The sequence below is a fragment of the Bradyrhizobium sp. genome (assembly GCF_049798375.1).
In the GTDB taxonomy this organism is placed as follows: Bacteria; Pseudomonadota; Alphaproteobacteria; order Rhizobiales; family Xanthobacteraceae; genus Bradyrhizobium.
The window spans coordinates 1-12,789 of the sequence record NZ_JBARGP010000602.1 but is presented as its reverse complement, the minus strand read 5'-3'; the positions used below and the strand labels follow the sequence as shown (position 1 = coordinate 12,789).

The window sequence follows — 12,789 nt, the reverse complement described above, 5'->3', positions numbered from 1 at the left end:
CATCGGCATGGTTTCAATCATTTCACGATCGAGCAAACGCAAATGGCCGGGACACGCGCGGCCATTTGATCGCTCCATGCGGACACGCTTGGCTGTGCGCGCCGTTTCGCCTCACGTCAGGTCAGCGACATGGTGCTGGGATCGCTGTCCATCTGCTCACGCTGCGCGGCGCTGTCCGGGCGCGCGGGTCCGAGGTGAGGCGCTTCACCGCGCGGCTCGAAGCGTTCGCTGGACGAGAACGTACCTTGTCCATCGAGCGAGGGCGCTTCCGAATAGCGGCCAGGCGGAAACCGCCGCTCCGTTTCGTTCGGTACCCATGAACATGTAGCTGAATTCGGTTGCCTCCTTGCTGCACTCTAAAGTTGCTCGGAGCTTATCCATGTTAGGGCATGATCCGGAAAAGTGGAAACCGGTTTTCCGAAAAGATCATGCTCAAACAAGAGATGAGATCACGATACGATTCTGTGTAATCGCATCGTGATGTAGACGGCACGTCTGTGGTACTGATTGCCTCGCGATGGCATCGAACATAGCAGCAGCGTGCTAAGTCGATCGCTCAGCGATCGACTTCACCGAACACGATATCAAGCGATCCAAGGATTGCAGAGACATCGGCGAGCAAGTGCCCCTTGCACAGGTCGTCCATTGCCTGAAGATGCGCGAAGCCTGGCGAGCGGATCTTGCACTTGTAGGCCTTGTTGCTGCCGTCGGAGACGAGGAACACGCCGAACTCTCCTTTGGGAGCCTCGACGGCGACATAGATCTCGCCGGCCGGAACGTGAAAGCCCTCGGTGTAGAGCTTGAAATGATGGATCAGCGCTTCCATCGACCGCTTCATCTCGCCTCGCCTGGGCGGCGCAACCTTGTTGTCCTGAATCATCACCGGGCCCTGCCCGTCCGGCGCGCGCAGCTTGGTGATGCACTGCTGCATGATGCGGACGGACTGCCGCATCTCTTCCATCCGGATCAAGTAACGATCGTAACAGTCGCCGTTCCTGCCAATCGGGATATCGAAGTCCATCTCGGCATAGCAGTCGTAAGGTTGCGCCTTGCGCAGATCCCAGGCGGCGCCGGAGCCGCGGACCATCACGCCCGAAAAGCCCCAGGCCCAGGCCCGATCGAGCGGGACCACGCCGATATCAACATTGCGCTGCTTGAAGATGCGGTTCGCCGTGAGCAGCCGATCGAGATCGTCGACCACCCCAAGGAACGGGTTGCACCAGGCTTCGATATCGTCGATCAGCTTCGGAGGCAAGTCTTGGTGCACGCCTCCAGGCCGATAGTAATTGGCGTGCATCCGGCTGCCCGAGGCACGCTCGTAGAACACCATCAGCTTCTCGCGCTCCTCGAACCCCCAGAGCGGCGGCGTCAGCGCGCCGACATCCATGGCCTGCGTGGTCACGTTCAGGAGATGCGAGAGGATCCGGCTGAGCTCGTGATAGAGCACCCGGATCAATTGCCCGCGCCGGGGCACCTCGATGCCGAGCAGCCGCTCGATGGCGAGGCAGAACGCATGCTCCTGCGTAAGCGGCGCCACGTAGTCGAGCCGGTCGAAATAAGGAATCGCCTGCAGATAGGTCTTGGCCTCGATCAGCTTCTCGGTGCCCCGATGCAGGAGCCCGATATGCGGGTCGACCCTTCGCACCACCTCACCATCGAGTTCCAAAACAAGCCGCAACACGCCATGCGCCGCCGGATGCTGCGGGCCGAAATTGATGGTGAAGTTGCGAAAGCCCTCATAGGTCTCGTCCATCGGCTTACCTTCCACGGGTCGTGCGCGACGGAAATGTCTGCTGGACGCCCCTTCGACACACTGTCGCGTAGCTTAGGCCATCGCTCGCCTTGCACATCAACATAGGTAAACTGCGCCGCAACGATGCATTGAGCGCCCCGCACGTACTATCGCTTGCAAAACTCTTCCAGGCTCCTTGCCGACGATCCGCGCACCGTAGGTCCGATTGCCTTGAGGATTTCTGAGAGTTCGAAAGTCATCCTCGCAAACGGGCGTCACGGCGCTCCGTTCGCTGCAGAGCAATCTGACAGCGCGCCGCTCACGCGCCGCGACGGACCTGCCTTATTCCGTCGGACTCGCGGAATGCGCGGTCCGCCTGCTGCATGTCGAGACCACCGGCGCGCCAGCGCTGCGCGATCGCGGACCGGGAAAAATCGAACGATTTTTCCGGACCGGCCTCCTCCGCGCCGGGCCGATAGCTCAGGAGATAGATCGTATCGTCCGGCATCTCGTGCTGTTCGAGCTGCCACCTGAGCCGGCGTGCGGACAGTCCGAGCCGGAGCCGCTGATAGGTCTGGTTGCCCATCATCAGGTCGCTCTTGCGTTCCGATGCGGCTTCCAAACTTGCGGGCACTTCGCCATCCCTGGCGAAGACATCGATGACATAGAGACGCAGAGAAGCCGGTTCGGTGAGCACCGGGTCGAACGGCGCATTGATCGACAGGCCGCCGTCCGCGAGCCAACGCCCATCGATCTCGAGCGGCGCGAATTCCGGCAAGAACCCGCAGCTTGCGAGGATATGATCGAGCGTGATGCGATCGCGGGTCGAATCGAACAGGACCACGTCGCCGCTTTTCAGGTCGGTCGTCGCGATGGTCGTGCGTGTCTCGCCGCCATTGAGCCGCCCGAAATCGACCAGCCGCGCCAGGCGCTCGCGCGTCGGCCCCAGATCGTAGAGGCTGCGGAAGCGCAACGGTGCGGTCGGCAGCCTGGGATGAAAGTGCCCCTCGCTGCCCAGCAGCCGGGTGCCGAGCGCGGCCATCCAGGCGAAGGCATGGCGCGACGGACCTGCGCTGGAGTGGACGGGCACCGCGGCCCGCTGCTCCCAATAGGCGCGCAAGGCGCTGACCCGCGCCTCAGGCGGACTGCCCGCGATCAGCGCGCAAGTGATGGCGCCGACCGATGATCCGCAGCACCAGTGCAGCGGCAACGGAAACGCCTCATAGACGCCAGCATGATAGGCGCCGAGCCCAAGGCCGCCCCCGAAAACGAGCACGTTCAACTTGTCCGGCAATGTCGATGGTCCTCGTGAAGCAGGAGCGCTTGGCGCGCTGGTCGGCAACGTCCGCCTTGCAGCTTGGTTCACTCGCGCGGCGCTCGGACCGATCCGCGCGGCGTCAAAGGAAGTCGCCTTCTGCGGGTCGGAGCGGCGAGCCGACGCGCAGCTTGGCGCGATCGTCCTATTCCGCCGGCACGGCAGGCGTCACCGGCTCGCGTCGGGATTCAATGATGGCGCGATCGATCCGTGCCACCTCCGCAGCCGGAACCACATATTCGTCGTGATCGCGCCAGGCGAAGACGACGAAGGTCGCGAACGCGCCGACACAACCGAGCGCCACCATCCACCAGATGTGCCAGATCAGGGCAAAACCCGTCACGGTGGCAAAGAACGCACAGACGAACCCGGTCGGCGAGTTGCGCGGCAGTTCGATATCCTCGTAGTCCGGCGGCTGCTTGTCGCGCAGCTGCTGTCGCTTGGCTTCCTCCTTGATCGTCCAATAGGCGTCCTCGCCGGTGACGTTCGGCATGATGGCAAAATTGAAGACGGGCGGCGGCGACGACGTGGCCCATTCCAGCGAGCGCCCGTCCCAGGGATCGCCGGTGGTATCGCGCAGCAGCTCGCGATCGCGGATGCTAAAGACGAGCTGCAGCACCTGCAGGATAACGCCAATCGTGAGCAGCGCGGTTCCGAACGTCGCGGCCGCCAGCCAGGGCCGCCATTCGGCGACATCGTAATGCTGCATGCGCCGCGTCATGCCGAGGAAGCCAACGGCATAAAGCGGCATGAAGGTGACATAGAAACCGACCAGTGTGAACCAGAACGCCGCCTTGCCCCAGCTCTCATAGAGACGAAAGCCGAACGCCTTTGGAAACCAGTAGGTCACGGCGGCAAACGCCGCGAACAGCACGCCGCCGATGATCACGTTATGGAAATGGGCGATCAGGAACATGCTGTTGTGCAGCAGGAAGTCGGCCGGCGGCACCGCCACCAAGACGCCGGTGAGACCGCCGATGATGAAGGTCACCATGAAGCCGATCGACCACAGCATCGGCGTCGTGAAGCGGACGCGGCCGCCATACATCGTGAAAAGCCAATTATAGATCTTCACACCTGTCGGCACCGCGATGATCATGCTGGCAATGCCGAACACCGCGTTGACATTGGGTCCAGCCCCCATGGTGAAGAAGTGATGCAGCCACACCATGAAGGAGATGATACAGATCGCCATGGTGGCGAGCACCATGGAGCGATAGCCGAACAGCGGCTTGCTGGAGAATGTCGGCACCACCTCGGAGTAGATGCCGAACGCCGGCAGCACCAGGATGTAGACCTCCGGATGACCCCATGCCCAGATCAGGTTCATGAACATCATGACGTTGCCGCCGCCGGTATTGGTGAAGAAGTGAAAGCCGAGATAACGGTCGAGAATCAGCATCGCGAGCGTAGCGGTGAGGATCGGGAAGGCGGCAATGATAAGCAGGTTGGAGGCGAGCGCGGTCCAGCAAAAGATTGGCATGCGCAGCAGCGTCATGCCCTTGGTGCGCAGCTTCAGCACCGTCGTCGTCAGGTTGACGCCCGAGACCAGCGTGCCAATGCCCGAGATCTGCAGCGCCCATAGATAATAGTCGACGCCGACACCGGGCGAATATCTCAGCTCCGAGAGTGGCGGATACGGCAGCCAGCCGGTGCGGGCGAACTCGCCGACCACTAGCGACATGTTCACCAGCAGCGCGCCGGTCGCGGTCAGCCAGAAGCCGACCGAATTCAGCGTGGGAAAGGCGACATCGCGCACCCCGAGCTGCAGCGGCACGATCAGGTTCATCAATCCGATCACGAACGGCATCGCGACGAAGAAGATCATGATGGTGCCGTGCGCGGAAAATATCTGGTTGTAGTGCTCCGGCGGCAGATAGCCGTTCGAGTGGAAGGCGACCGCCTGCTGGGTCCGCATCATGATGGCGTCCGTACCGCCGCGCAGCAGCATCACGAAAGCCAGCAGCACGTACATGACGCCGATCCGCTTATGATCGACGCTGGTGATCCATTCACGCCAGAGATAGGGCATGTAGCCCTTGATGAGCACCCAAAGCAGGACGCCGATGATCACGACGAGAACGACGCCCGCCGCGGCGAGAGGAATCGGTTGACCGAATGGAACGGCAGACCAGTCGAGCTTCCCGAGCATTGCGCGCTCCGATCACGCCCCATCCGCAACTTAGCTGACCCACCCGCGATGCGACGTTAGCCTATGTGAATCGGCCGACGCCAGCATTTCCGGATCGGCTCACGATCCACTTGACGGCGAGCGCGTCGGTGCCCTGAGGAACTCGTCGAGCTGCACGATCGCCTCCGCTTCGCGCGCACGCTTCAACAGCCTCGTCTGATCCGCGCCTGGCGGCAGCCGCTCGGCCGCAGCGCGTGCCTCTCGCGCCGATCTCAAGAGACGCTCAGCCAGCGGCAGGGTCTGCTTGAAGCGGCGGCGCTGTTTCTTTTGAACTTCAACATCCATGCAACTATACCGGAATGCGTTTCAACCTGCTGCGAACTTACATTCCGATGAACGCCGCGCATCAACATAGGTAAATCGGCTCGGCTCACAGCAACCGATCCCAGTGAGAGCAACAGACTGTGATAACGAGCCGGTCGTCCCTTCCTCTTTGGAACGCCGGCACCGGTCAGCCGGTCGTCGGTCCCTCGGCGTCACCCGGCTCGGGAAGCACGCCGGACCCGGGTGTCTTGTCCTTGTCCGTTAAGTCCGGCCTGGCATGGGGCCCGGCCGGATTTGGCAGCTTTTGGCGTTCACTTGCGGCGCCATTCGGATCTTGCTTGCTCGCTCTCGCGTTGCCCGTCCGGCTGTTTCATTGTCTTGCTGCGGCGTAAGCTTCAGTTCCTTGATCTGTCGTCATGGCTGTGATGCGCATCCCGCTCCCCGCCGCCGCCCGAGACCTTGGATGTTCGTCCGCTGGTCGCCGAGCCCCGCGTCGGACGCTCCTGCTCACGCCCGCCTTTTTCCGGATGATCGCGATCCTGCCGTGACGAGCCGGGACCGCCGAAGCGCTCGGTATCTGGATTCTTGTGCGGCATTCATCGATCCTGCTGATAGCCTTGGTTGGTGGTGTTCTGCTTGACGTTGCCCGGGCGGCCCTGGGTCTCGAAGTTCTCACGGCCGCGGCTCTTCTCGTCGGCCTCGATCTTCGGGTCCGAGCCAGGTCCTTTGTCGCTCCGCTGCTCCGGAGGCACGGGAGGCATTTTCGACATGGATCAATCCTTCTGCTGTCGGCGCGAAATCAACTGGCCTCCGCCGCACGCGTTCCTAGAGGGACTGTCGTCGCCCAGAAAATTGGAACCGATCGACCGAGCACCGCTTGCATCTCTTTGAATTTTTCGCCGGCAGCGACAGGTGAGCGGATGCCCGAACGGACCACGTTCAATCCAGCGGCCAACGTGGAGGGCCTGTCTGAAGAGCAAGCCGAAGAGATCAAGGGACAAAGCCGACCCAATGCCGCGCTAATCCATGAAACCATCCGCGCCGAAGGAGAGAGCGAACTCGAGCGACGCTGGTGGGCGATTGTGCTGTCCGGGCTGGCCGCCGGCCTGTCGATCGGGCTGTCGCTCGTGGTCCAGGGCGAGCTTCATGCCTTCATTTCAGACGAGTCCACCCGCAGATTGGTCGCGCCGCTTGGCTATACGGTCGGCTTCCTCGTCGTCGTCCTGGGGCGGCAGCAGCTGTTCACCGAAAACACCCTCACACCGATCCTGCCGCTGCTTCACCATCGCGACCGCGGCACGTTCCTGAACGTTGTCAAACTCTGGATCCTTGTGCTTGTCGCCAACATAGCCGGCACATGGGCGGTCGCGGCCGTGCTCGCTCATACCGACGTGTTCGAGCCGCGCATCCGTGACGCGTTCGTCGAGATCGCGCATCACACTGTGGAGGGAAGCTTCTGGGCGACATTCGCCCGAGCTGTATTCGCCGGCTGGCTGATCGCGCTGATGATGTGGCTGTTGCCGGCGGCGGAAGGCACCCGCGTCCACGTCATCCTCATCATGACCTATGTGATCGCGCTCGGCGAGTTCTCCCATATCGTCGCCGGCTCGGTCGACTGCGCCTTCCTGATGCAGACCGGAAAGGCGTCGCTGTCCGATTACGCTTTCGTGTTCTTCGCGCCGACCCTGCTTGGCAATGTGGTCGGCGGCACCACGCTGGTTGCCATCTTGAATTACGGGCAGGTCGCGGCGGAAATCGACAAATGATTGGAGTCCGCGTCGTCGCTTGGTCCGCCGGCTGCTCACCGCACGGCGATGATCAAGCCTTCATTGGGCAGCAGTTGAACCGTTCGGCCGAGCGGACCACGCCGTCGCGCCGGATATCTCGACAGCAGGCAGTCACCGGGCGCATCGCAGTGCCAGCGACGCGATCGCCGGCGATATTGAGCAGAACGAGGATTCCTTCCGTGTCCAGGCTGTGCCGATTAGCCAGAGCGTCATTGCGCGCGCGGATCGGCTGGTAGGCGCCTCGCATCAGGCACGGCGTCGCATGCCGTAGCGATCAGCTCGCGATGGAGATGGAGCAATGAGCCGGGGTCGTCGGGCACGTTGATGTCGGGCTTGCCCATCGGCAGCCAGGGCTCGCCGCTGCTGAAGCCGCCATGCGGGCTGTCGTCCCAGCGCAGCGGCGCGCGCTCGGGATCGCGGCCGAGATCGAAGCCTTTTACTTTTGCTTTTGCGCTCGAGAGTCCGAGTGCAATGCGCTCAAACCGCCGCGGTTCCTGTTTACGGCGTCTGGCTCGCGCAGCCGAGGCAGATGCAAGCGCCGATCGTTGATCTGCGATCGAGCGAACTGATCCGCGGGCACGAGTGGTCGCAAGCGCGCGTCGCCTGCGGCGCGCGCTTGCACCAGATCGAGCCGCAGCGATGCGCCGCGGCTCGCGTCAGATCAGCTCACCACCAGCCGGGACCCCAAACGACGGGACGTCGCCAATAGGGGCCAGGGCCGTAGCCATAGGGGCCATAATACGGAGCCGGATAGGCCACCGGGTATCCGCCATACGCGTAGTACGGATCGTCCCAGGCATAGGGCGCCGCGATGGCTGCGCCGATCAGGGCACCGGCTGCCAGGCCCCCCACACCCCAGCCCCAGCCGCCTCCCCTCCAGCCGCCGCCGTGCCAGCCTCCACCGTGCCAGCCTCCGCCGTGCCAGCCTCCGCCCCATCCGCCACGGAAGCCACCGCCACCGAAGCGAACCTGAACCACTCCTGGATCAATCTGCGCAGCCGGCTTGGCTGCGCCCCACAATGCCGTGACCGGCGCCGCACCAGCCGGCACCTGACTTCCAAGCACGAGGGCGCTCGACAAAGACAGCGCCGCGAGAACGCCTGAGATACGCATGAATCAGTCTCCTGTTGCTTACCCGTCGCAGCTACTCGCGAGACGTGCCGGTGAGCGCAAGGTCCGCCGGCGGTCTCGACGAGTGCTCAGCAACAGAAAACTTCGTGTGTTTCGGAAGTGTTCCTAACGCACAGGAAAGCGATAGCCTTCACCATGACATGCCCGAGGACGGGCCAGCCGGCCATGCCACCGGCACTTGCTGTTCCCTGGCGTTGCGCCGAGATGACGCTTGCATTGCAAGGTGCAAGTTCCATCTCCCGTCAAATTCGGCGCGCTTCCGTCCGTATTTGTCTCCCAAATAACCCTTGTTAACGACAGCTGCCGCGGATGGCTCACATTCGTTATCGGCGTTCCGGCCAGGAACGTCACGAGTTGTCCAATGGGAGTCATCTCGCTCGTATCACTTGATCTCTCAGCCTCTTTCGAGGTTCGCCTTTGCTATCCAGCCGAGCTCGCGTGGAAGATGCAGACGAGATCACAACGGGTCGCACAGGTGCAGGTCGAACCATGCAGACGGGTTTTGCGTTCACGAGGTTTGCCGACCGCCTGATGAGCGTTGCGGAGCTGTCGACCGATGACGTCGACATGCTCGCGCGCATGCCTAGCGCCATCAGGCACTTTGCTTCACACGACGAGATCAGGCGTCCCGGCGAGTACGCCAGTGAATGCTGCGTGCTGCTGCAGGGTTACACGTGCTGGAAAGACGATGATCATTCCGCCGGTCAGATCACGTCCATTCACGTTCCCGGGGACGTTCCTGATCTCTACACAACATTGTCGCCGCGGGTCGACGCGCGTTTATGCGCGCTGGGGCCGGCCGTCGTCGCGTTCGTGCCGCACCGCTTCTTCCGAGATATCAGCGCGATGTCCGAACGCCTGGCTCACGCGTTGTCGTTGTTGGCGTTGGCCGAGTTCGCCAGCCTGCGCAATTGGCTCGTCATTCTCGGCAGCTGCGAATCCCTGACGCGAGCGGCTCATCTGATCTGCGAGATCACGGTCCGGCTCCGTCTCGTCGGGCTTGCGCGCGATAACCGCATCCCGTCACCGTTCACGCAGTCGGACCTGGCTGCCATTTGCGGTATATCTCCCGTCCATGCCAATCGCATCATTCAGGACCTGCGGCGCAAGGGTCTGCTGCAATGGCAGGCCCGCACCATCACCGTCACGAACTGGCCGGGGCTTGTCCGCCTTGCCGGATTCACGCCCGATTATCTGCGGCTGCGCCAGCCGCACCTGCATCAGGAAGCGCATCATTCGGAACTGCTGATGACGGGAGGCGAGATGCCCGCCTCAGCGCTTTGAGCCGCGCCTGCAAGGCCGAGCCAATATCGGCGATAACGCCGCTCCAGTCGTCCAGGTCACGCTGCCGGAACAGCCGCGCGTGCGGATACCAATAGGTCCGGCTGCCTGTCGCCGGCCAGCGCCAGTCACAATCGGCATGCAACATGATCCAGGTTTCGCGCCCCAGCGCGCCGGCGAGATGCGCGACCATGGTGTCGACCGAAATCACGAGATCGAGATCCTGCAGCCGCGACGCAAGGCTTTCGATATCAGGCGTGCTGATGTCGACGGCACCGGTCGCGGCGACCTCCGAGGCAGATACATCGCGCTGCAATGAGAGCAGCTGAACGCCCGGCAGCGACAGAGAACGAAGCGCGGCGGCTGGCACTTCCCGTCGCTTGTCCCAGGCGCCGACTTTCCAGACCAGGCCAATCGAGCATGTCTCTCCGAACGATCCTGCACCGGGGGGCGCCGGCGTGAGATAGGGCGTTCGCATCTGCACGAGATCGCGTCCCGCGCGTAAGGCATGCGGCAATTCCATGATCTCGATGTCGACGTCAAAAGCAGCTTCGGGCGTTCCGTCGTGAAGCGCTATCACACGTTCCACGCCCGGTACCCGGGCGATCATCCCGACCAGCGACGGCTGGCACCACACCGTCACCGCGCGCGCAATGCTTCCCAACGCCGGCAGAAAGCGCGCGAACTGAATGGTGTCCCCAAGGCCATGATAGCAGCGGACCAGAACCGACTTGTCAGCCAGTGGCTCACCACGCCAGATCCGCTGCAGATGCCGCGGTCCCTCGTGCTTGGGAGGCCCTTCCCTGCACACACACGCCAGATCGCGGTCGGCGATCCGCCAGGCCGTAGCGAAGTCGCCCGCCCGCATTGCCGCAGTCCAGCCGCCTTCGACCGGTTCGGAGCGGTTCGGTTCGGAGCCCGTCCTAGCGCTCACGCCGCACGACGGACGAATTTATGGAATCGACTGACTTTTCCGTCCTTGGTCTTGTCCTGATACAGGAACGCCAGGTCGGACTCATCGAACTTGCGGAAGAATTCGTCCCATTCGATCGGATCGAGCGCAGCTTCCTTCGGTCCGAAATCGATGCGAAGAATTCCGGCATGTCCGTCCTCCTCCGTCGCCTTGACGGTCGCCGGCCGGCCACCGCGCTGATCAGCCCATTTCCGGATCGTGTCATGATCGGTGGTGGTTTCGCTGTCACTCATGGCTCACTCCAGGGCTCATTCCAAGCCTCATTGCAGGTGATTTGCAGTTCCGTACTGATGCCGACGACGGGCACCAGTCGGCAGGTGAACGCGAAACGATCTCTTTTGTTCTTAGCCTCACGCATGCTCAACGAATTGAAACACAGCTTCATCTTCTTCATCAAAGAAGCTGCATCATCTTCAAAGAAGTTACCTTTCGAACAACGTGCCTGTCGCGTGGGTCGGCCGAATCTAACCCAGGTTAAATTTTCTTCAGGTTTTGCCGAAATCTCGTTCCTGGTGCCACTTCACGAAGAATGTTTGTAGGAACGATCACCACAGAGGCACGTTCGCCAACGTACTTACCTTGCCAATGTACGTCTCGATGCGGAGGACGGCCATCCATGCATTCTCGCCTTCAGGACAGGCGCCGTGTTCGCGTCGGCATCGTCGGAGTCGGCAACTGCGCCAGCTCCTTGGTTCAAGGACTTACACATTATCGCGACGCCAAGGCCAACGAGCCTGTCCCCGGCCTGATGAATGTGGACCTCGGCGGCTATCATATCGGCGATGTCGAAATTTCTTCGGCCTTCGACGTCAATGCCGGCAAGGTCGGGCGCGATGTCGCCGAGGCGATCTGGGCAGAGCCGAACAACACGCACCGCTTTGCGTCGGTCGAACGCACCGGCGTGACGGTTCAGCGCGGCCCGGTGCTCGATGGCATCGGGCAGTATCTGCGGGATGACGTGCCGATCTCACCTGAACCTGAGACCGACGTTGCCGACGTGCTGATGAAATCGCGCACCGACGTGCTGGTATCCTATCTGCCGGTCGGCTCGCAGAAGGCGACAGAATGGTACGCCTCGCGGGCCATCGAAGCCGGATGCGGCTTCGTCAACTGCATTCCGGTATTCATTGCCTCCGATCCGGCCTGGCGCCAGCGTTTTTTCGACGCAGGCCTTCCGATCATTGGCGACGATATCAAGAGTCAGGTGGGCGCGACCATCCTGCACCGGATGCTCGCAAATCTGTTCAGGGAACGCGGCGTACGGCTCGACCGCACCTATCAGCTAAATGTAGGCGGCAACAGCGACTTCAAGAACATGTTGGAGCGCGAGCGGCTGAGCTCGAAGAAGATCTCGAAGACTCAGGCCGTCACCAGCCAGTTCGACGTACCGCTGGACGCCGACAACATCCATGTCGGTCCAAGCGATCACGTGCCCTGGCTGACTGACCGCAAGCTCGCGTTCATCCGGCTCGAAGGAACGACCTTTGGCGGCGTGCCATTGAGCGCTGAGGTCAAGCTGGAGGTCTGGGATTCACCAAATTCAGCCGGCGTCGTCATCGATGCCGTGCGTTGCGCCAAGCTGGCGATGGACCGCGGTATCTCCGGCGCTCTCACCGGGCCTTCGAGCTATTTCATGAAATCACCGCCACAGCAATTCACCGACGACGAAGCTCGTCGGAGAACGCGCGAATTCATCGACGCCAAGAATTGACGTCGAGGATTGGACGTCAAGAATTGAAGGAGCGGCGATGCCGACCACTATTCATCTCGTCCGTCACGGCCACCACGCGCTGCTCGGCCGCATCCTGTGCGGCCGTATGCCGGGCGTCAATCTCGACGAACAAGGTCGCGCGGCAATGGCCGCCTGTGCCGAGAAGATCGCGCCGCCGCCTTCGCTCATCCAATCAAGCCCCCAGCCGCGCGCGCTCCAATCGGCTGATATCCTCGCGGATCACTTTCGCCTCAAGGTCGACGTGGCGCCAGAGGTTGATGAAATAGATGTCGGTGACTGGACGGGGCGCCGCTTCGACGAGCTGGAGCATGACCCGGCTTGGCGGCATTGGAATGCGCATCGCGGCTCCGGCGTTCCGCCGGGTGGAGAAAGCATGCAGGCGT

12 protein-coding genes are annotated in these 12,789 nt (G+C 62.3%); 4 read left to right on the top strand and 8 right to left on the bottom strand.

The genetic code is table 11. The features are described 5' to 3' along the window. Positions 1-556 precede the first annotated feature (556 nt). From WA702_RS24240 to WA702_RS24220, 5 genes are all read right to left on the bottom strand, one after another. Positions 557-1,753: an NADH-quinone oxidoreductase subunit D gene (locus tag WA702_RS24240; RefSeq protein ID WP_425113088.1), complete on the bottom strand. Its 1,197-nt coding sequence runs from the start codon at positions 1,751-1,753 to the stop codon at positions 557-559. Positions 1,754-2,051: 298 nt separating this feature from the next. After that, entirely contained in the window at positions 2,052-3,008 is a 957-nt protein-coding gene (locus tag WA702_RS24235; protein ID WP_425113087.1) for a patatin-like phospholipase family protein, read from the bottom strand. A gap of 184 nt (positions 3,009-3,192) precedes the next feature. Further along, positions 3,193-5,199 (bottom strand): cytochrome o ubiquinol oxidase subunit I, encoded by a 2,007-nt coding sequence (gene cyoB, locus WA702_RS24230; RefSeq protein ID WP_425113086.1) that lies wholly within the window; start codon positions 5,197-5,199, stop codon positions 3,193-3,195. A 99-nt stretch (positions 5,200-5,298) separates the two neighbouring features. Further along, entirely contained in the window at positions 5,299-5,523 is a 225-nt protein-coding gene (locus WA702_RS24225; protein WP_425113085.1) for a hypothetical protein, read from the bottom strand. Positions 5,524-5,897: 374 nt separating this feature from the next. Then, positions 5,898-6,098 carry a hypothetical protein gene (locus WA702_RS24220; protein ID WP_425113084.1) on the bottom strand — a complete coding sequence of 67 codons (201 nt, stop codon included), beginning with the start codon at positions 6,096-6,098 and terminating at the stop codon, positions 5,898-5,900. Between the two features lie 324 nt (positions 6,099-6,422). On the opposite strand from WA702_RS24220, the gene WA702_RS24215 reads away from it, so the two are divergent. Continuing rightward, entirely contained in the window at positions 6,423-7,268 is an 846-nt protein-coding gene (locus tag WA702_RS24215) for a formate/nitrite transporter family protein (protein ID WP_425113083.1), read from the top strand. Positions 7,269-7,955: 687 nt separating this feature from the next. On the opposite strand, the gene WA702_RS24210 is transcribed toward WA702_RS24215, so the two are convergent. Next, the gene (locus tag WA702_RS24210) at positions 7,956-8,402 is read right to left on the bottom strand and encodes a hypothetical protein (protein ID WP_425113082.1); all 447 of its coding nucleotides are present in this window, start codon (positions 8,400-8,402) and stop codon (positions 7,956-7,958) included. A gap of 456 nt (positions 8,403-8,858) precedes the next feature. Between WA702_RS24210 and WA702_RS24205 the strand changes: the two genes are divergently transcribed. Then, positions 8,859-9,704, top strand: a complete 846-nt coding sequence (locus WA702_RS24205) for a Crp/Fnr family transcriptional regulator (RefSeq protein WP_425113081.1) — start codon at positions 8,859-8,861, stop codon at positions 9,702-9,704. Here the strand turns inward: WA702_RS24205 and WA702_RS24200 are convergent. Both WA702_RS24200 and WA702_RS24195 read right to left on the bottom strand, forming a co-directional pair. After that, positions 9,601-10,569, bottom strand: coding sequence for a hypothetical protein (locus WA702_RS24200; RefSeq protein ID WP_425113080.1), 969 nt, complete (start codon positions 10,567-10,569; stop codon positions 9,601-9,603). The genes WA702_RS24205 and WA702_RS24200 overlap by 104 nt on opposite strands. A gap of 62 nt (positions 10,570-10,631) precedes the next feature. Beyond that, positions 10,632-10,907, bottom strand: a complete 276-nt coding sequence (locus WA702_RS24195) for a hypothetical protein (RefSeq protein ID WP_425113079.1) — start codon at positions 10,905-10,907, stop codon at positions 10,632-10,634. A gap of 383 nt (positions 10,908-11,290) precedes the next feature. Between WA702_RS24195 and WA702_RS24190 the strand changes: the two genes are divergently transcribed. Both WA702_RS24190 and WA702_RS24185 read left to right on the top strand, forming a co-directional pair. Then, positions 11,291-12,385 (top strand): inositol-3-phosphate synthase, encoded by a 1,095-nt coding sequence (locus WA702_RS24190; protein WP_425113078.1) that lies wholly within the window; start codon positions 11,291-11,293, stop codon positions 12,383-12,385. Positions 12,386-12,422: 37 nt separating this feature from the next. Next, on the top strand, positions 12,423-12,789 hold a 367-nt coding region (locus WA702_RS24185), incomplete at its 3' end, for a histidine phosphatase family protein (RefSeq protein WP_425113077.1).